General features: G+C 66.0%; 15 protein-coding genes. 6 read left to right on the top strand and 9 right to left on the bottom strand.

All coding sequences use genetic code 11. From position 1 onward, the window contains the following. Window positions 1–19: 19 nt before the first annotated feature. Window positions 20–1,198 carry a cell division protein ZapE gene (zapE, locus tag HF027_RS02065; protein ID WP_168012419.1) on the top strand — a complete coding sequence of 393 codons (1,179 nt, stop codon included), beginning with the start codon at window positions 20–22 and terminating at the stop codon, window positions 1,196–1,198. A gap of 18 nt (window positions 1,199–1,216) precedes the next feature. Here the strand turns inward: zapE and HF027_RS02060 are convergent, their stop codons facing one another. Beyond that, the gene (locus HF027_RS02060; protein WP_168012418.1) at window positions 1,217–2,611 is read right to left on the bottom strand and encodes a PepSY-associated TM helix domain-containing protein; all 1,395 of its coding nucleotides are present in this window, start codon (window positions 2,609–2,611) and stop codon (window positions 1,217–1,219) included. Between the two features lie 97 nt (window positions 2,612–2,708). Beyond that, complete coding sequence (locus tag HF027_RS02055) at window positions 2,709–3,134, bottom strand: DUF2946 family protein (RefSeq protein ID WP_168012417.1); 426 nt, start codon at window positions 3,132–3,134, stop codon at window positions 2,709–2,711. Window positions 3,135–3,863: 729 nt separating this feature from the next. Here HF027_RS02055 and malE point away from each other — a divergent pair. From malE to malG, 3 genes are all read left to right on the top strand, one after another. Beyond that, window positions 3,864–5,060, top strand: a complete 1,197-nt coding sequence (gene malE / locus HF027_RS02050) for a maltose/maltodextrin ABC transporter substrate-binding protein MalE (protein ID WP_168012416.1) — start codon at window positions 3,864–3,866, stop codon at window positions 5,058–5,060. 79 nt (window positions 5,061–5,139) lie between these two features. Beyond that, on the top strand, window positions 5,140–6,714 hold the full coding sequence (malF, locus tag HF027_RS02045; protein ID WP_168012415.1) for a maltose ABC transporter permease MalF: 1,575 nt from the start codon (window positions 5,140–5,142) through the stop codon (window positions 6,712–6,714). Between the two features lie 13 nt (window positions 6,715–6,727). Further along, complete coding sequence (gene malG, locus HF027_RS02040; protein WP_168012413.1) at window positions 6,728–7,618, top strand: maltose ABC transporter permease MalG; 891 nt, start codon at window positions 6,728–6,730, stop codon at window positions 7,616–7,618. Between the two features lie 214 nt (window positions 7,619–7,832). Here malG and ugpC read toward each other — a convergent pair whose 3' ends face one another. The 6 genes from ugpC to HF027_RS02010 form a co-directional block, all read right to left on the bottom strand. Further along, the gene (gene ugpC / locus HF027_RS02035) at window positions 7,833–8,948 is read right to left on the bottom strand and encodes a sn-glycerol-3-phosphate ABC transporter ATP-binding protein UgpC (protein ID WP_168012411.1); all 1,116 of its coding nucleotides are present in this window, start codon (window positions 8,946–8,948) and stop codon (window positions 7,833–7,835) included. Beyond that, window positions 8,936–10,612, bottom strand: coding sequence for an alpha-amylase family glycosyl hydrolase (locus HF027_RS02030; protein ID WP_168012409.1), 1,677 nt, complete (start codon window positions 10,610–10,612; stop codon window positions 8,936–8,938). Before HF027_RS02030 ends, ugpC begins: the two co-directional genes overlap by 13 nt. Before the next feature lie 168 nt (window positions 10,613–10,780). Next, the gene (gene malT, locus HF027_RS02025; RefSeq protein ID WP_168012407.1) at window positions 10,781–13,492 is read right to left on the bottom strand and encodes an HTH-type transcriptional regulator MalT; all 2,712 of its coding nucleotides are present in this window, start codon (window positions 13,490–13,492) and stop codon (window positions 10,781–10,783) included. A 164-nt stretch (window positions 13,493–13,656) separates the two neighbouring features. Then, a complete protein-coding gene (locus HF027_RS02020) occupies window positions 13,657–14,712 on the bottom strand; it encodes an SPFH domain-containing protein (protein ID WP_168012406.1) in 1,056 nt (351 codons plus the stop codon). 2 nt (window positions 14,713–14,714) lie between these two features. Next, on the bottom strand, window positions 14,715–15,188 hold the full coding sequence (locus HF027_RS02015; RefSeq protein ID WP_168012404.1) for an NfeD family protein: 474 nt from the start codon (window positions 15,186–15,188) through the stop codon (window positions 14,715–14,717). 115 nt (window positions 15,189–15,303) lie between these two features. After that, window positions 15,304–15,513, bottom strand: a complete 210-nt coding sequence (locus HF027_RS02010) for a hypothetical protein (protein WP_168012275.1) — start codon at window positions 15,511–15,513, stop codon at window positions 15,304–15,306. A 171-nt stretch (window positions 15,514–15,684) separates the two neighbouring features. Here HF027_RS02010 and HF027_RS02005 point away from each other — a divergent pair, with 171 nt between their 5' ends. Both HF027_RS02005 and cysK read left to right on the top strand, forming a co-directional pair. Then, on the top strand, window positions 15,685–17,010 hold the full coding sequence (locus HF027_RS02005; protein ID WP_168012402.1) for a DUF2252 domain-containing protein: 1,326 nt from the start codon (window positions 15,685–15,687) through the stop codon (window positions 17,008–17,010). A gap of 46 nt (window positions 17,011–17,056) precedes the next feature. Continuing rightward, window positions 17,057–18,028 (top strand): cysteine synthase A, encoded by a 972-nt coding sequence (gene cysK / locus HF027_RS02000; RefSeq protein ID WP_168012400.1) that lies wholly within the window; start codon window positions 17,057–17,059, stop codon window positions 18,026–18,028. Window positions 18,029–18,133: 105 nt separating this feature from the next. Here the strand turns inward: cysK and HF027_RS01995 are convergent, their stop codons facing one another. Then, entirely contained in the window at window positions 18,134–18,646 is a 513-nt protein-coding gene (locus HF027_RS01995) for a hypothetical protein (protein ID WP_168012398.1), read from the bottom strand. Window positions 18,647–18,662 lie beyond the last annotated feature (16 nt).

Raw genomic sequence — 18,662 nt, 5'->3', positions numbered from 1 at the left:
CAGCCACCCGGGCTCGTCCATGACGTCGTTTTCACCCCTGTCACCCCTTGGCGCCTATGAACATGCCCTAGAGCAGGGCTTCGTCGAAGATGACGCCCAGCGCCGGGCCGCACAGGCGCTGCAGGCCTGCGCCGCGGCGCTTAGGGAGACAGATGCTCAACAAGGTGGGGCAGGGCACCAAGAAGACGACAGCGCCTCGGCCGGCGGCCTCTATCTGTGGGGGCCGGTAGGACGCGGCAAGACCTGGCTGATGGATCGCTTCGTGGCCTGTCTCGAGGTGCCGGTACGCCGTCAGCATTTTCATCATTTCATGCGCTGGGTGCACCGCCGCCAGTTCCAGCTGATGGGTACCGCTGATCCTTTGGGCCAGCTCGCGGCCGAGCTCGCGAGTGAGGTGCGGGTGCTGTGCCTGGATGAGCTTTACGTCAACGACATCGCCGATGCCATGCTGCTCAGGGGCGTGCTGATGGCGCTGTTCGACGAGGGCGTGATGCTGGTCACCACCTCCAATCAGGCGCCGGACGAGCTTTACGCCGACGGCTTCAATCGCGAGCGTTTTCTGCCGGCGATCGCCGCCCTGAAGGCGCATCTCGAGGTGCTTCACCTCGATGGTGGTCAGGACCATCGCCAGCATCCGGGCGAGGCACATGAGCGTTATTGGGTCGTCGAGCCGGCTACACCAAGTCCCTTGGCGGCGGTTTTCGAGGCACTGACGGCGGGGCAGGCTACCACGGTGGCGCCCATCACCCTGGGGCACCGTGCGCTCGATATCGAGCGGCGGGGAGAGGACGTGCTCTGGTGTCGCTATGCCACGCTATGCGAACAACCGCTGTCGGCGCTGGACTTCATCGGCCTGTGTGACCGCTTTCAGGCCATCCTGCTGGACGAGGTGCCAAGCCTTGGCGGTGAACCCGAGGCCGCCCGCATTGCCCGCGGCACCGAGGATGGGGTGGAACGGGTGGTCGCCGGCGACCGGGCGCTGCCCGCCTTGTCTCCTCAGGATGACGGGGTGCGCCGCTTCATCGCTCTGGTCGATGAATGTTACGACCGCGGCATTCCCCTCTACCTTGCTGCCCGGGTGCCCCTCGACGCGCTGTATTCCAAGGGGCACCTGGCCTTTCCCTTCCGGCGCAGCTTGAGCCGCCTTCAGGAAATGCAGCTTAGCCGCTTCGGCAGCCAGGCGGCTGCCGCCTGCTGAATCGCGACCCGTACTCGCCTAGCGAGAACCGCTCGCCGCTTCGCTGGCCGGCATGCGCTTGTCGCGGCGCAGCCCGTCGATGGCCAGCAGCACGAGCAGGCTCACTCCCATCACCGGCATGGCGATGCCCAGCGCCAGACTAATAATGCCAAGCGTTATCAGCGCGCTAGGCGGCAGACGGCGCAGTAATGGCCACAGCGCCTGGCCGTTGCCTGGCTGTCGGCGACGCCACCACATCATGTAGCCCCAGCTGACCATGACGATGATGCCGAGCCCAAGACCCGCCAGCAGCAGTTGGTTGGGCAAGCCGAATAGCACGCCCATGTGGGCATCGATGCCCCAGCGCGTCAGCTTGGCAGGCAGCGGATAGTCCTCGAAACGTACCCGCTCGAGCACCTCGAGGGTCTGCGGATGGATGGCCACCTCGTCAACCTGTGAAGGCCAGCCGCGATCGATCTCGCGTACCTGCCAGGCCTGTTGAGGTCCGGGCACCCTGAGTTCGATCTTGCCGGCATCCAGGCCCGCTTGCCGGGCCACGGCCAACACGCGGTCGATATCGTCTGTTTCAAGGGGGGCCTGCTGGCTGTGCGATGCTTGATGCTCCGCGTGGGGATCGGCGGCCACTGATTCGCCCAGTTCGAGCGAGACACGGGGTGTGCCCCAGCCGCCGGCCTTGAGCAGGGTAAAGAAATTGGCACCGGCCCATTTCGACCAGGTCATGCCGGTGGCCGATAGCGCGAGCAGCCCCACCAGTAACGTGAGGCCCAGCAGGCTGTGACGACGGCGGGTGCGCAGGCGCCGGGCGGTGCGGGTCTTCTTGCCGGCAGCGACCCTGGGGGTCGCCGAGAAGGCCCAGATGGCCAGGCCGCCCAGTGCGGCGAGCCACAGCCAGGAGGCGGCCAGCTCACTGTAGAGCCGGCCGATATCGCCCTGCATCAGGTTGCGATGCAGCTGGTCGATGAAGCGGCGCAGTGGCAGCACGCCGCTGGTGCCGTAGACCGTCAGGTCGCCGCGCACCGCGAGGCTCTCACGGTCGATGAAGACGGCGCGATGCTCGCCGGGGTCGAGGCTTGGGTCGGCGAACATCACTCGGGTGGTGGCACCGGTGGCGGGAGCCGGGCGCACGGCACTGACCGCGAGATCGGCATCCAGATAGGTCCTGGCCGCGGTGATCTGTTGGGCAAGTGACGCCGGGGCGGTGCCGCGCTCGGCAGAGTCGGTGGTCAGCGCCTCCTGATAGATCGCCTGCTCCAGCGCCGGGGTCAGCGCATAGAGCGTGCCGGTCAGGGCGGCAAACAGGATAAAGGGGCCGATTATTAGGCCGATGTAGCCATGCAGACGGATGATCAGCGACTTGAGGGTGCTGGTGGTGCGTGGCAACGCCGCCGTTTCGGTCGTCGGGTGTTCGTTCATGGGAGATCTCTGATGGGATAAGCGTCGTCCTGGCGGATGGCCGCCGGGCGCAGGCCTACCGGGGCGACCACCATGGCCACCGTCCGGCAGGAAAGGATCACGACACCAGAGTCTGGGGCGGTGCGCGGGGTGCAAATCGCGGATAAGAGGGCGCGGGGCAAGGCTGTGGGCGTGTTGCCACCGGCCTTGGATGAGCGGGTGCGGGCGGTGTCGTCAGTAAGGCCGGTGTTGGCACAAGCCCGGGCGTGTGGGCGAACAACTCGCAATAGCCACAGGCGACCAGGGCATTGGAGTGGTGCGTCTTCTCGCCATGATCAGCATGCTCAGGCCTATCAATGTCGCTGGTTGCCTGAGCCTGGGGCTGAGCCACGGGCACGCCGCTGGACTCTTGCATCAGCAGGCGCTGCGACTGGCTGATCAGCGGGCCTACCAACACCAACAGCATGGCGGCGAGTGCCAGCCAGGCAAGGCGGCGGCCAGGGCGCATCAGTCGCCCGGTATCGCGACACGCGGCGCTGGCCATGCAAGGAGGAGTTGGCCTTGGCAAGAGGGGCATCCTGAGCGGGACAACGAAAAGGCGTAAAAGCGGCCAGACGTGACCGATGGGTAACGAAGCGTACTATATAGCAGCACTTCTGCATGCTCCACCGGCGACATGGGGTGTCTTGTCGCAGGCAGAGCGCTTCGGGTGGTGGGTCAGTGCGTCATCGAAGGCGCGCCCCTGGAGGAGGGGCGCGCCTCTGACTGAGGGTTAGCCTTCGTTGCCGGCACCGCCCAGCATGCCGCCACGCAGGCCGGTCTGGCCGGCATTCACGGCATCTTCCGGCGCAGCCTGCGTCGGCTGCGCGAGATGCAGTTGGCGCGCTTCGGGTGCACCAGGTCTCCTCGGCCAGCGCGGGCGGGCCCTGATTGCCATTGTCGAAGGTGTAGCTCGACATCAGCTTGGGCGTGCCATAGGGCCAGGGTGATCGAAGTGGCCAATGGCTGTGCTTTCATGGGCATCCCGTTGTGGTTGTCGTGGAGGGAAGGCATGGCCCGACCCATGCTAGCGGCGCGCATCGAGCCAGGCCTCCTCCTGCAGGATGACTGGCTTTCCCCCTCCCTACGCCCTGACCTTACGCCGCCTCCTCCCCCCGCGAGGAGGAGGCATGCGGGCGGCCGAATGGCGACCCTGATCAAATTAGACGGCCGGCCCCGGATGAGGGGACCGCGCTTCCCGACATGACGCTGTACAACAACAAAGAGGCTCGACATGACACGACGCCATGCTTTCCTGACGCCGCTGTTGGTTGCCACCCTGGGGGCCGGTGCCGCGCTGCCGGCGATGGCCTTCGAGGACGATACCCTGACCGTCTGGATCGGCGACAACAAGGGCCCCCAGGGCATCCGCGAGGTGGCCGAGCGGTTCACCACCGATACCGGCATCGCCGTCGATATCGTCCACCCCGACGACATGACCAACCGCTTCCAGCAGGCCGCCGGCAGCGGCCAGGGGCCGGACATCGTAATCTTCGCCCATGATCGCATGGGTGAGTGGGCCAAGAGCGGGTTGCTCGATTCGGTCGCGCCCTCCGACAGCTACCGCGAGCGCTACTTCGACTTCACCTGGGACGCCGTCGAGTGGAACGGCGAGACCTACGGCTACCCCATCTCGGTGGAGTCGCTGGGCCTGATCTACAACAAGGCCCTGGTGGAGACGCCGCCGGAGAGCTTCGCCGAGCTAAAAGAGCTCGATGCCGAGCTCCAGGAGGAGGGCAAGAAGGCGATCCTCTTCAACTACGGCGAACCCTACTTCAGCTGGCCTTTGCTGGCGGCCAATGGCGGCTACCCCTTCCAGCGCACCGAGACCGGCTATGAGGTCGGCGATATCGGCGTCAACAACGCCGGGGCCGTGGAAGGTGCACGCCTGCTGCGTGAGTTGATCGAGACCGGCGTGCTGCCCGAGGGTACCGATTACAGTGTCACCGACACGCGGTTCAACAAGGGCGAGGTGGCCGCCATGATCAACGGTCCCTGGGCCTGGAGCAACCTGGAGAAGAGCGGCATCGACTTCGGCGTGGCGCTGCTGCCCCGGGTCGGCGACGAGCGCGCCAAGCCGCTGTTCGGGGTGATGGCGGCGATGATCAATTCGGCCTCACCCAACGACTTCCTGGCCACCGAGTTCCTCGAGAGCTATCTGCTCGAGGAGCAGGGCCTGCGCACCTTCAATGGCGATGGCTCCCTGGGCGCCGTGGCCCACAAGGCCTACCAGCAGGACCTGGAGAGCGATCCGCGGATCGCCGCGACCCTGGCCAATGCCGAGCTCGGCGAGCCGATGCCCAACATCCCCGAGATGGGCGCCTTCTGGTCGGCCATGGGACCGGCGATAGAGAACATCGGCAGCGGCCGACAGGCTCCCGAGCCGGCGCTGGATGCCGCCGCCGAGCGCATCCGTAACGCCATCGAGTAACGCTGGTCTTCCAGCCTTCCTTCCCGTGTCCATGCCCCCGGCCGGCCTTGCCAGGCCGGGGCAGACCGCAGGTGATCCCATGTTTATAACCAATGCCTCGCGCGGGTTGCCGCGCCATCGCTCCCGCCATCCCGCCGAACGCTACACCCGCTGGGCGCTGCGTGCACTGACGGTACTGCTGGTGCTGGCCACCCTGTGGCTGGTGGTGGCTTTCCACCTGCGCGGCCAGTGGATGTTCTCGCTGCTGTTCCTGGTGCTGGGGGCCAGCCTCGCGATCGTCTTCGGCAAGCGTGAGCTGATGAGTCATCGCTATATCTTCCCGGCGCTGGCCGGCATGGGCGTGTTCGTGATCTTCCCGCTGGTCTATACCATCGGCATCAGCTTCAGCAACTACAGTTCGAGCAACCTGCTCAGCGAGGAACGGGTGCGTGCCCAGTTCCTCGATCAGACCTACCAGGCCGAGGGCCAGGCCTTCGACTTCCAGCTGTATCGCGAGGGCGATCGCACGCGCCTCTATCTGGACGCCAAGGGGGCCGGCGACCTGGAAGGCACGCGGCAACTGGTGTCCCGCCCGCTGGCGCAGGCCGAGGCTGGGCAACCGCTGGCGGTCGAACCGGCCCAGGCGGCCCCGCCGGGCGAGGCGCTGGGCATCCGTGAGGTGATCGCTCTGCGCGACCGCCTGCAGGGCCTGACCCTGGTGACGCCGGACGGCACCGAGCTCAAGATGGCGGGCCTGCGCAGCTTCGCGCCGATACTGCCTCGCTTCGAAGCGAACCCCGACGGCAGCCTGACCGACCTTCGCGACGGCACCATCCTGACGCCGAACCAGGAGACCGGCTTCTTCGTTACCGAGGATGGCGAGCGCCTCACCCCCGGCTGGCCGGTGTCGGTGGGCCTGGACAATTACACCAAGATCTTCACCGACCCGGACATTCGCGGGCCCTTCCTGCAGATCTTCGTCTGGACCTTCGTCTTCGCCGGGCTGACGGTGGTGTTCACCCTGGCGGTGGGCTTCTTGCTGGCGTCGCTGCTGCAGTGGGAGCAGCTCAAGGGCAAGGCCATCTACCGCACCCTGCTGATTCTGCCCTATGCGGTGCCGGCCTTCATCTCGATCCTGATCTTCAAGGGCATGTTCAACCAGAACTACGGCGAGATAAACCTGATCCTCGAGAACCTGTTCGGCATCAGCCCCAACTGGTTCACCGATCCGGCGCTGGCCCGCAGCATGCTGCTGATCGTCAATACCTGGCTCGGGTATCCCTACATGCTGCTGCTGTGCATGGGGCTGATCCAGTCGATCCCCCGCGATCTTTATGAGGCCTCGGCGGTGGACGGTGGCGGACCGCTGACCAACCTGTTCAGGATCACCCTGCCGCTGATCCTCAAGCCGCTGACGCCGCTGCTGATCGCCGCTTTCGCCTTCAACTTCAACAACTTCGTGCTGATCGCCCTGCTCACCGAAGGGAGCCCGGACATCCTCGGCGCCAGCACGCCGGCGGGTACCACTGACCTGCTGGTCAGCTACACCTACCGCATCGCCTTCCAGGATGCCGGCCAGAACTTCGGCCTGGCGGCGGCTATCGCCACCATGATCTTCCTGCTGGTGGTCGGTCTGTCGGTGCTCAATCTGCGCCTGTCCAAGGTCAAGGTCTAACAGGAGTCGTCTCATGGCCATGGTTCAACCCCGTTCCATCCGCACCCGCAAGCTCGGGGCCCATCTGGCCCTGCTGGGCTTCGTCACCCTGGTGGTCTTTCCGCTGCTGCTGGTGATCTCGATCTCCTTCCGTGAGGGCAACTTCGCCACCGGCAGCCTGATCCCCGAGCGCTTCTCGCTCGAACACTGGGCGCTGGCCTTCGGCATCCCCTGGGAGCGCCCCGACGGCACCGTTGTCCAGCCGCCGTTCCCGGTGATGCTGTGGCTGTGGAATTCAATCAAGGTGGCGGTGGTGTCCTCGCTGATGATCCTGGCGCTCTCCACCACCAGTGCCTATGCCTTCGCGCGCATGCGCTTTTCCGGCAAGGCGCCGATTCTCAAGGGCATGCTGATCTTCCAGATGTTCCCGGCGGTGCTGTCGCTGGTGGCGCTCTACGCCCTGTTCGATCGCCTGGGACAGCTGGTGCCCTGGCTGGGCATCAACACCCACGGTTCGTTGATCCTCGCCTCGCTGGGGGCGGTGGCGCTGCACATCTGGACCATCAAGGGCTACTTCGAGTCCATCGACGGCTCGCTGGAAGAGGCCGCCATGGTCGACGGTGCTAGCACCTGGCAGGCCTTCCGCCATATCCTGCTGCCGCTGTCGGTGCCGATCCTGGTGGTGGTGTTCATCCTCGCCTTCATCATGTCGATCATGGAGTACCCGATGGCCTCGGTGCTGCTGCTCGACGAGGACAAGCTGACCCTGGCGGTTGGCGCCCAGCAGTATCTTGCCGAGCACAACCAGCGCTGGGGCGACTTCGCCGCGGCGGCGGTGCTCTCGGGATTGCCCATCACCCTGGTCTTCCTGTTCTGCCAGCGCTGGATCGTCGGCGGGCTGACCTCGGGGGGCGTGAAAGGCTGAGCCCCCACCCGATTTCCTCGTCCCGATAGGGACCCATGCTTCCCCGGCCTTCGCCGGGGTTTTTTATGTGTGGTCGTGGGCAGCGCCGGCATCGGCCGCTACCCCGCAGGGGAGCCATGAAACCCGATGAAGGGCCATGGCAACGATAACGCCTCAACGACAACGCCCCGGGCGCAAGGCGCACCGGGGCGTTGTCGGCAGGGGAGCCTCTCGTTCAGTGGGCGATGCCGGGGATCTCCACCTGGCGCGGGCAGGCCCGGCCATCGGCGGCGAACAGGTGGCAATGCTCGCTGGACAGGCCCAGATTGATGACCTGATGTTCCTCGAGGTGGGCCAGGCCGTCCAGGCGCTGGGTGATGGTGCCCTCGACGCCATCGACTTGCAGGTGGGCGAGCGTCTCGTAACCGAGCTTCTCGGCCACCATCAGCCGCGCCGTCAGCCGTGCCTCGCCCTGGTCGGGGGCGACGAAGTCCTCGGCGCGAATTCCCAGGGTGGCCGTGTTGCCTTCCTTGAGGCCGTGGCCGTCTACCGCCACGGTCAGGGTCTCACCGGCGGGCAGGCGCACGGTGGTGCGCCGCGGGCCGGGGTCGACCACCGTCACCGGCAGGGTATTGATGCGCGGCGAGCCGATGAACTCGGCTACCTCGAGGGACTTCGGGAAGTGATAGAGCGACAGCGGTTCGCCGACCTGGGCGATGCTCCCGCTCGACAGCAGCACGATGCGGTCGGCCAGCGTCATGGCCTCGACCTGGTCGTGGGTCACGTAGACCATGGTGGCGCCGAGGCGCTTGTGCAGCTCGGCGATCTGCACGCGCATCTCGACCCGCAGCGAAGCATCGAGGTTGGACAACGGCTCGTCGAACAGGAACACCGCCGGCTCCTTGACCAGGGTGCGGCCGATCGCCACCCGCTGGCGCTGGCCGCCGGAGAGATCCTTGGGCTTGCGCTCGAGCAGCGGGGTCAGCTGGAGGATCCCGGCGGCATGCTGGACGCGGCGCTGGATCTCGGCCTTGTCGGTGCGTGCGAGCTTGAGGCCGAAGCCCATGTTCTCGGCCACCGTCATGTGCGGGTAGAGCGCGTAGGACTGGAAGACCATGCCGATGTCGCGCTCCTGGGGCGGGATCTCGTTGATCCGCTTGCCGTCCAGGCACATCTCGCCACTGCTGATGTCCTCGAGCCCGGCGATCATGCGCAACAGGGTCGACTTGCCGCAGCCCGAGGGGCCGACGAAGACCACGAACTCGCCGTCGTTGATGGCCAGGTCGATGTCGCGCGAGATCTCGACGCCGTCGTAGTCCTTGCCGATGCTTTCGAGTGTCAGACGTCCCATTGCGCATCCTCCTCGTCGGGTTGCGGGCAGCGGGCGATGGCGATGCCATACGCCGGGAGAGTGAGAGTGCCGTCCTGCCAGGCGCCGTTGACCATCGACGGGGCCTCTTCGAGGGCGCGCGCGGCGCGTGGCGCCGGTAGCTCGTGGGGTTCGTCGGCGAAGTTCAGCGCCACCAGCAGGCGGCTGCCCTGATGAGTGCGCTCGAGGCACAGCACCTCGTCACGCAGCGGGTGGTAGCGGATCTCGCCCTTGACCAGCGCCGGCTGGGTGCGGCGGAAGGCCAGGAAGGCGCGATAGGCGTTGAGCAGCGAGTCCGGATCGCCGTCCTGCTGGTCCACGGCCAGGCCCAGGTGGTCATCGGGCACCGGCAGCCAGGGCGTGGCCCGGGAGAAGCCGCCCTGGGGCGCATCGGCCTTCCACGGCATCGGGGTGCGGCAGCCGTCGCGGCCCTTGTAGGCCGGCCAGAAGGTGATGCCGGCGGGGTCGACCAGCTGCTCGAAGGAAAGCTCGGCCTCGGTCAGGCCCAGCTCCTCGCCCTGATAGAGGCAGACACTGCCGCGCTGGGTGAGCAGGAAGGCCATATAAAGCCGCAGTGCCGCGGCATTGTCCTCGGCGTCCCAGCGGGTGGCCAGGCGGGTCACGTCGTGGTTGCCCAGCGCCCAGCACGGCCAGCCATCCTCGATGCGTGACTCCATCTCGGTGAGGATGCCGCGCAGGTGCTCGGGGTCATGGCGTTCGCCGAGCAGGTCGAAGGAGTAGGCCATGTGCAGCCGCTTGCCGCCCTGGGTGTATTCGGCCATCACGCCCAGGGAGTCGTCGTCGCCGACCTCGCCGACGCTGGTGGTGCCGGGGTACTCGTCGAACAGGGCGCGCAGCCGCTCGAGGATGGTCAGGTTCCCCGGCTGAGTCTTGTCATGGATATGCAGTTGATAGCCATAGGGGTTGTCGGGGCGCACGCCGATGAAGCCCTCGGCGATATCCTCGCGGGGCGGATTGTCCTTGAGCTCGCCGTGGGTGCAGAAGTTGACCGCATCCAGGCGGAAGCCGTCGACGCCGCGCTCGAGCCAGAAGCGCACCTCGCCGAGGACGGTCTCGACCAGCTCGGGGGTCTGGAAGTTGAGGTCCGGCTGCTCGACCAGGAAGTTGTGCAGGTAGTACTGGCAGCGGCGGGTGTCCCACTGCCAGGCGGAGCCGCCGAAGATTGCCTGCCAGTTGGTGGGCGGGGCGCCGTCGGGCCGGGGATCGGCCCACACGTACCAGTCGGCCTTGGGGTTGTCGCGGCTCGCCCGGCTCTCCTGGAACCAGGGATGTTGATCGGAGCTGTGGGAGAGTACCTGGTCGATGGTGACCTTGAGTCCTCGGGTATGGGCGGCCTCCACCAGGCGGTCGAAGTCGGCGAGGGTGCCGAACATCGGGTCGACGTCGCGGTAGTCGCTGATGTCGTAGCCGAAGTCCTTCATCGGCGAGGTGAAGAAGGGCGACAGCCAGATGGCATCGACATTCAGCGAGGCGATGTAGTCGAGCTTGTCGATCACGCCCTGCAGGTCGCCGATGCCATCGCCGTTGGTGTCCAGGAAACTGCGCGGGTAGATCTGATAGATCACCGCGCCACGCCACCAGTCGGCGTCCTGTTTGCCGAGATATCGCGAAGTCTCTGTGGTCATGGGCCTTGTCCTTAGTCGTCGGGCGCGAGGTCTCGCGCCGGTCCGCGGGGTATCAACCGCATGGGACGGGTGTCGCGCCATGATGCCGGGAGTGCCGACGGGAGAAATCCTCCCGTCGGGGACAAGGCAGGCGTAGGCGGGGGGAGGAGGGGATGAGTAAGCCGGTGGCTACTCCCCCTGGATGCGGGCCAGCAGATCGCCGGCCAGGGCGATGGCCTCCTCGCGGCGGCGAATGTTCTGCTTCTGGTAGAGGCTGCGGATATGCGTCTTGACGGTGGTGGGGGCCACCGAGAGCTGCTCGGCGATCTGCTCGTTGGACAAGCCGGCGTGGATCAGGCTCAGGATCTGCCACTCGCGACGGGTCAAGGGTGAGGTGCGGATCAACTCCGGCACATCGGGGCGGGTGACGATGTCGGCGATCACGGCATCGTCGAGCATCAGGCGTATCGCTTGGCCGAAGTCGCGCTGGCGACCGACCAGATGGATCAAGCGCTCGGCCCGCGCGCGGGACATCGCGTCGAGCCCACCCTGCTCGAGCAGGGCCGCGAGCATCTCGACCAGCGGCTTGCCCAGGCGCAGGAAGCTACCGGTGAGGGAGGTGCGCGAGGCCAGCTCGAGAGCACTCGTCATATGTGTCAGCGCCGCTGCCTCCTGGCCGCACTGCCATTCCAGCGCCGCCAGGCACAACCGGTTGCGATTGGCATCGGTGACCAGCCCGAAGCGCTGGGTCTGTGTCTCCAGGGTCTCCAGCAGCCCTCGGGCCTCGTCGGCCCGGTCGAGCAGCATCAGCGCGCGGGCGTGATTGCGTACGTTGGCCTGGGCGAAGTGGTTGCTGGCGGTGTCGGTGTCGACCGGCGGCGCCTCCTGCAGCCAGCGGGCCACCGCATCGCAGTCGTCGTTGGCCTGCCACCAGGCCAGCAGGGTGGCATGGGCATTGGCGCGCCAGTCGATATGATAGTCGCCCTCGGCCAGTATCTTGCGCAGCCGGCGGATATGGTCGGCGCACTGGGCCTGGTCGCCGCGGGCCAGGGCGACCTTGGCCAGGCCGACGTGACACTGCAGGGTCCAGTGCTCGCCCTGATCGTCGAGCACGGCGATGCCTGCCAGCGCCGCCTGCTCGGCCTCGTCCAGGCGGTGCCATTCCCACAGCAGCTGGCTGCGGATGCGATACAGGAACTCGGCCACCGGCAGGCGATCCAGGCCGCAGTGCTCGATATGCGCGAAGGCGCGCTCCTGGATGTCGAAGGCCGCCTGTAGCCGCCCCTGGGCTACCAGGGTCTCCGAATGGTGGCACAGCGCCCACAGCATCAGCTGGGCATCGCCGATGTGCCTGGCGTGCTGTTCCACCGCCTGGATGCGGGTCAGCGACTCCTCGAGGTGGCCCTGGACGAAGCGTGACTCACAGAGAATGGCGCCGGCCGAGACCGGGGTGGCGGCCAGGTAACGCACCGGCAGAGTGAGGGCCTGTTCGGCCAGCGGGGCGGCTCGCTCGGCATCGCCCTGGTTGATCGCCAGCTGGGCGCGCAGGGTGGCGAGCTCGGCGGCGAGTTCCTGCCAGGCGGGTTCGTCGAGCTGGGCCTCGATCCAGCCGATGGCCTGGGCGGTACGGTCGAACTGGGACTGGGCGTGGGACGCCCAGCCGTGGATCAGCGTGAGGCGCGGCGAGGTGCCGACACGCGGCTCACCGAGCGTTGCCAGGGCCCGTGCCAGCAGCACGAAGTGGCCGTGGGCCAGCAGGTAGGGGCCCTGATCCTCGATCAAGGTCGCCAGGGCGTCGTGGTCGTCGGCCTCGATCGCCTGGGCCAGTGCCAGGGCCGGGTCGCCCAGCGCCAGCCAGGCCTGGCTGGCACGGCCGTGGAGCCGACGCTGGGTGTCGAGGCTCAATTCGTGGCGGCGGTGACGCAGGTACTGGGCGAACAGGGCATGGAAGCGGTACCACTGGTCGTGGGGGTCGGGGCGATGCAGGAACAGTCCGGCCTGCTCCAGGGCCTCAAGGCGCTGGGTGACCCGCTCGCCCTCCAGCAGGCGTGCCACCAGCGCCGGCGAGAATCGCTCCAGCACGCCGAGTTGCAGCAACAGTTGCTGGTCCGGGGCGTCGAGGCTGGCGTTCAGCAGGTCGTCGAACCAGGCCACGAAATCGGGATGCGCCCCGGATAGCCGCTCGAGCAGCGCATCGAAGCCGGCTCGGGTGGTGGTGCGCTCGATCAGCCAGGTCAGGGCCATGGGCCAGCCCTCGGTCAGGCGCAGGGCACGCTCCAGGCTGACCCGGGTCGGCGGGAAGCTGAGCTGCTCGGCGCACAGGGTCTGGGCCTCCTCCAGGTCGAGGGCCAGCTGTTCCACGCCGATTTCCTCCAGCTCGCCGCGCAGCCGCAGGCCGGGGAGTCCCAGGGGCGGTCGGGTGTGCGACACCAGCGTCAGGGTCAGCCAGCGCGGTTGATGGCGCAGCCAGTGGGCGAGCCCCTCGAGGATGGCCGGGTGGCGGATGTGTTCGAAGTCGTCGAGCACCAGCCGGCAGGGGGCGGCCTCGGCGGGCAGGCTGGCCAGCCAGTCGTCGATGCGGTCGTCGAAGGGCAGGTCGTCATCCGTTGCCGGCAGTGAGACCGCCAGATGCTCTTGGCACAGCCGGTCGAGGGCCGCGGCGAAGTAGGCGGCGAAGCGCGCCGGCTGGTCGTCGCGGCGATCCAGGCGAAGCCAGGCGGCCCGCTGCTCGAGGGCTGGAAGCCGCTCGGCGACCAGGGTGCTCTTGCCGTAGCCCGGCGGTGCCTTGACCAGCAGCACCCGCACGCGCTTGTCGAGAACGAAATGGTCATTGAGGCGCGGGCGGGCCACCAGTGACAGGGGTAGGGGGGGCGGCGCGAGTTTTTCCTGGATCAGCGGCATCGGGACTTCCAAGGCGAGCGTGGCTGGCCCGGTATTATGCCCGACAGGCCCGGAGGACCGGGGGGGACTACGACGAAGGTCTGGGGCGCGGGGCTGGCCGGCTCACGAGCCCCGCGTCGATCACAGCGAGGGCGCCACCGTCATGAGCCGGCCTGGTGTCTGCTTCAGCTCCCCGTGCCCGAGCCGGCACCGCCCAGCATGCCGCCGCGCAGGCCGGTCTGGCCGGCATTGGTCTTGAGGTGTTGGCTCACGGCATCTTCCGGGCTGCCGGCCATCTCGCGGAACATGCCCATCGAGCCGAGCAGTGCCGAGGACTCGTAGGGCACGAAGACCCGCTCGCCGTCCTTGGCCATGGTCGGAAGTACCTTGATATAGCTCTGGCCCAGCAGGTAGCCGACCACGGTGCGCTTGTTCTCTTCGCTCTCGCCGATGGCGTTGAGTACCAGCTTGATCGACTCCTGCTCACCCTGGGCACGCAGGATGGCCGATTCCTTGTCGCCCTGGGCGTTGAGGATCGCCGATTCCCGCTGGCCCTGAGCCATGGCGATGGCCGCGGACTTCTCGCCTTCGGCCTCGGTCACGGTGGCGCGACGCTTGCGCTCGGCGGCCATTTGCAGGCGCATCGCGGACTCGACCTCCTCGGGCATGGCGATGTCCTGTACCTCGACCCGGGAGATCTTCACGCCCCACTTCGAGGCCGGCTCCTCCATCGAGGCCTGGATCTCGTTGTTGACCTCGGCGCGGGACTCGAACAGCTTGTCGAGTTCCATCTTGCCGACCACCGAACGCAGGGTGGTCTTGGCCAGCACCTCGACCGCCTGGCTCATGTTCTCGACCTCGTAGACGGCTCGCTTGGGGTCGATGATCTGGTAGTAGAGGGCGCCGTTGATGGTCACGGTGACGTTGTCGGTGGTCACCACCGGCTGGCCGGGGAAATCCATCACCGTTTCGCGGCGGTCGATGCGCACCTCGTCGCTGGTCAGTGGCAGATACTCTTCACCCATCTTCTTGTAGCGGATCATGGTGATGGCGCGGGGCTGCTCGATGAAGGGAATGATGATGTTGATGCCGCTCTCCAGCACCCGACTGAACGAGCCCAGCCGCTCGATCACCATGACCTCTGACTGGCGCACGATCACCAGCCCCTTGGCGATGATCAGAATACCCATGACGACGACGATCAGGCTGAGAATCAGCCCCGGGCTCAACGGAAAGTCCATTTTTACGGCTCCTGTGATGAGGGGGTGGCGGATGCCAACTCGACGATGGCGGTGGTGCCATCGAATTCCTTGAAGATGACGTTGGTCCCCGCCGGCAGGCGGGTGGTGGTGGTGCTATCGACGCGCAGGCGATAGAAGTCGCCATTGATCTTGAGGCCGCTGGCGCCGTCGAAGTCACGCTCGATGGTCACGTAGCGATGACCGCGTTCCACCCCGGTGCCGGTGGTGCCGTAGGCCACGCCCTGGGGCGAGAAACGCGGGCGGATCACCTTGATGGTGAGCGGCACCAATATCCCGGCCAGCACACCCATGACCAGCAGCTGCCCGCTGAAGGGCAGCCCGAGGGCGGCGGTGGTGGCGGCGGTCAGGGCGGCGGCGAAGGCCAGCGCCAGCAGTAGTAGGGCGCCGGAGGTCAACTCGGCAAGGCCCAGTACCAGTGCGGCGGCGAGCCAGAGCATCGCGGGTGTCCATTCCATGGCTATTCCTCGGGTGGCCGGCCGGTCGGTCCAGCGTCTCATGCTGCCTAGAGTCGGGCGCTGGCGATGAGTGCCGTCTAGCTCGCTGTGTTGAGTAATGTGCTTTGTCAGGCTGTCAGCGCGGCGCATCGCTGATCGCGCGGGGCTCACCGTTCTCATCGAGAATCACCCCGGGTGAATAGGGCGTGGGTGTCTCGTCACCGGGCGCGCCGAGCACCGTCTCGCGGTGACCATCCGGGTAGGTGTTGATGGTGCAGCCGGTGAGCAGCAATGCGAGGCTCAAGCAGGCGAGCAGCGTCATGGGGTGTGGCAAGGAGAGCTGCATGGCGGCGTGGACCTTATGCGAATATGTGAGAACAGAATCCAGAACAGTGATCATACCCCCGCACCGCAGCGGTGACATCCTCATCCTCGCTTGTCATATCATCCTTGGGTATCGGCCTCTACTATGGGGTACCGGCCCGATACATTGCCCCCTTTCGAGGAGTCACGTCACATGTCGCAACCCCTGACGCGCCATAATCGCCCCCAGCAGGTGCTGGATGCCATCGATGCCGCCAATGCACGCCTTTCCGATGCCGACAGAAAGGCCAAGTTCGGCAAGCTGGCAGAGTCGCCGTATCGCTTCTTCCGGGGCACCAACCATCTCTACTGGGATGATGTGTGGCATGACTGGCGATTCGCGCTGTTCGGCGGTTTGCCCGAGACCCAGACCTGGCTGCAGGGGGATGCACATGCGTACAACTTCGGTGCCTACGGCCATCATGACGATGCCGTGCGTTACGGCATGGATGACTTCGACGATGCCCTGATCGGCGACTACCAGTACGATCTCTGGCGCCTGGCCATCAGCCTGGTGCTCGACGCCCGCGAGAACGTTGGCCTGTCGCGCAAGGGGACCCGCAAGGCCCTGAAGAAACTGCTCGAGAGCTATCACGATGAGCTGGCCGGACACGTGCGCGGCGAAACGCCCATGGCGGTGACCCTGGAGACCGCCAAGGGACCGCTGGCGCCTTTCCTCGAGAAGGTGGCGCGCAAGGAAAGCCGTGCGAAGATGCTCGACAAGTGGACCACCCTGGATGAGTCGGGGCGGCGCTTCGCCTTCGAGGAGCGGCCCGAGAAGCTGGCTCGCTTGCCCGCCCACCTGGGTAGCCAGCTGCGCAAGGCCATCGAGGATGAGTACCGGGATACCCTCGGCGGACGTCGCGCCGAGGCCGAGGAAGATCACTTCCAGGTCAAGGACATGGCACGGCGTCTCGATGCCGGCACCGGTTCACTGGGGCTCGATCGTTATTACGTACTGATCGAGGGCGGGCGCGACCATGAGCACGACGACGTGATTCTCGATGTGAAGCAACAGACGCCACCGGAAGGCTGGCGCAAGATGAATGCCGCCGAAAAACGTGCCTGGAAAGCGACCTTCCCCCATGAAGGCACTCGGCACGCCGCCGCCTTCAGTGCCATTGCCGAGCACCCTGATCTGTATCTTGGCTGGCTGCATCTGGGCGATACGGTGTTTTCGGTGCGTGAGCGGTCGCCGTTCAAGGAGGACTTTCCCACCCACAAGCTCGATGGAGGCAAACCCTACCGCCAGTTGGTCAAGCAGTGGGGACGAATTCTCGCTCGCGAGCATCTGCGCGGCGCTCGGGCCCTGAATCAGGCGGACCCTGCATGCTTTGCCCGCAATGTCTGTGAGTGTCTCGATGGTCGACAGGAGAAGTTTGTCGACGTGGTGTCCACGCTGGCTCTGACCTATGCCGACTGTGTGGCCCAGGATTACCGGACCTTTGTCGAGGCCCGCGCGCTAAAGCCGACGCAATGATCGGCTTATTCCCTATTTCATACAGACATCAAACAAGGAAGGACTCATGGCCAATATCCACGATGACAACTCGCTCGCGATCGGCAACACCCCACTGGTACGCCTCAACCGGGTCGGCGAAGGCGCGACCATCTGGGCCAAGATCGAGGGCCGCAACCCGGCCTATTCGGTGAAGTGCCGGATCGGCGCGGCGATGATCTGGGACGCCGAGGAGCGCGGCGTGCTCACATCGGGCATGACCATCATCGAGCCGACCAGCGGCAATACCGGCATCGCCCTGGCCTTCGTCGCCGCCGCCCGTGGCTACAAGGTGATGCTGACCATGCCGGCCTCCATGAGCCTCGAGCGGCGTCAGGTACTCAAGGCACTGGGCGCCGAGCTGGTGCTGACCGAGCCCGCCAAGGGCATGCCGGGCGCCATTGCCAAGGCCGAGGAGATCGCCGCCGCCGAGCCCGGTCGCTACTTCATGCCCCAGCAGTTCGATAACCCCGCCAACCCGCGTATCCACGAGACCACCACCGGCCCCGAGATCTGGAACGATACCGACGGCGCGGTGGATATCTTCGTTGCCGGCGTGGGCACCGGCGGCACCCTGACCGGCGTCTCGCGCTACCTGAAGCAGACCCGGGGCAAGGCGATCCACAGCGTCGCCGTCGAGCCTACTGCCTCGCCGATCATCACCCAGGCGCTGGCCGGCGAGACGCTGGCGCCCGCCCCGCACAAGATTCAGGGCATCGGTGCCGGTTTCGTGCCCAAGAACCTTGATCTCGCCCTGATCGACCGGGTCGAGCAGGTCAGCAACGAGGACGCCATGGCCATGGCCCACCGGTTGATGCTGGAGGAGGGCATCCTCTGTGGCATCTCCTGCGGCGCGGCCGTGGTGGCGGCGGTTCGCGTCGGCCAACTGCCCGAGCATCGCGGCAAGAATATCGTCGTGGTACTGCCGGACAGTGCCGAGCGCTATCTGAGTTCCGCGCTCTTCGCCGACCGCTTCGGCGAGCAGGAAACCGTGCAGTAAGGTGCTCAACGCTAACGCGATTGGATTGGCTTACCACAAACGAAGAAAGGCCCCATCAGGGCCTTTCTTGCGAGCATATCGATTGCTTACGCGAGCAAGAAGCGATCAGATCTGGCCGATCGGCTCCATCTTGTCACGCATGTGGGCCGGAACGTCTTGCAGCAGCACTAGGTTGATTTCCTTGTCGCCATTATCGGAGGTAGCGACTTTCTCTCCGAGGCTGGCATCGATGTTATCCGGCGAGAGGTTGTACATGGCGCCGGTCAGCGGATCGACAATCAGCCAGCCGATTAAACCGCCGAATACCAAGTTTCCGCCGATATACCAGCCGTTTGGAGACGAGTCGATCATCAGGGTACGGTTATCGTAGCCGTCCTTCGAGATCTCGACGGTGTAGGTTTTGCCACCGAAGTAGGTGCCGTCGGCCTTCGAGAGCTGCACTGTGGTTGGCGTGGTTCCAGCAAAGACCTGTTTGCTGGATTCGTCGGTGATGACGACATCAGCCTTAGAGGGTGTGCTGTTAATAGTCACGCCCTGATCAGTTTCACCGACAATGGAAGCGCAGCCGGAGAGAGAAAGTGCGCCGATGGCGGCGATAATGGTCTTATTGAGTTTCATGCGGTCCCTTGCGTTT

Source organism: Halomonas salinarum (genome assembly GCF_012062845.1).
Lineage (GTDB): Bacteria > Pseudomonadota > Gammaproteobacteria > Pseudomonadales > Halomonadaceae > Onishia > Onishia salinarum.
This window is presented reverse-complemented; position numbering and strand designations above follow the sequence as displayed.

Excerpts from the sequence above, each read along its gene's own strand:
- malF (WP_168012415.1), top strand. The coding sequence starts at position 5,140 with ATGTTTATAACCAATGCCTCGCGCGGGTTGCCGCGCCATCGCTCCCGC.
- zapE (WP_168012419.1), top strand. The coding sequence starts at position 20 with ATGACGTCGTTTTCACCCCTGTCACCCCTTGGCGCCTATGAACATGCC.
- HF027_RS02030 (WP_168012409.1), bottom strand. The coding sequence starts at position 10,612 with ATGACCACAGAGACTTCGCGATATCTCGGCAAACAGGACGCCGACTGG.
- HF027_RS02060 (WP_168012418.1), bottom strand. The coding sequence starts at position 2,611 with ATGAACGAACACCCGACGACCGAAACGGCGGCGTTGCCACGCACCACC.
- HF027_RS02015 (WP_168012404.1), bottom strand. The coding sequence starts at position 15,188 with ATGGAATGGACACCCGCGATGCTCTGGCTCGCCGCCGCACTGGTACTG.
- HF027_RS02010 (WP_168012275.1), bottom strand. The coding sequence starts at position 15,513 with ATGCAGCTCTCCTTGCCACACCCCATGACGCTGCTCGCCTGCTTGAGC.
- HF027_RS02020 (WP_168012406.1), bottom strand. The coding sequence starts at position 14,712 with ATGGACTTTCCGTTGAGCCCGGGGCTGATTCTCAGCCTGATCGTCGTC.
- malE (WP_168012416.1), top strand. The coding sequence starts at position 3,864 with ATGACACGACGCCATGCTTTCCTGACGCCGCTGTTGGTTGCCACCCTG.
- malT (WP_168012407.1), bottom strand. The coding sequence starts at position 13,492 with ATGCCGCTGATCCAGGAAAAACTCGCGCCGCCCCCCCTACCCCTGTCA.
- HF027_RS02005 (WP_168012402.1), top strand. The coding sequence starts at position 15,685 with ATGTCGCAACCCCTGACGCGCCATAATCGCCCCCAGCAGGTGCTGGAT.
- malG (WP_168012413.1), top strand. The coding sequence starts at position 6,728 with ATGGCCATGGTTCAACCCCGTTCCATCCGCACCCGCAAGCTCGGGGCC.
- ugpC (WP_168012411.1), bottom strand. The coding sequence starts at position 8,948 with ATGGGACGTCTGACACTCGAAAGCATCGGCAAGGACTACGACGGCGTC.
- cysK (WP_168012400.1), top strand. The coding sequence starts at position 17,057 with ATGGCCAATATCCACGATGACAACTCGCTCGCGATCGGCAACACCCCA.
- HF027_RS02055 (WP_168012417.1), bottom strand. The coding sequence starts at position 3,134 with ATGGCCAGCGCCGCGTGTCGCGATACCGGGCGACTGATGCGCCCTGGC.
- HF027_RS01995 (WP_168012398.1), bottom strand. The coding sequence starts at position 18,646 with ATGAAACTCAATAAGACCATTATCGCCGCCATCGGCGCACTTTCTCTC.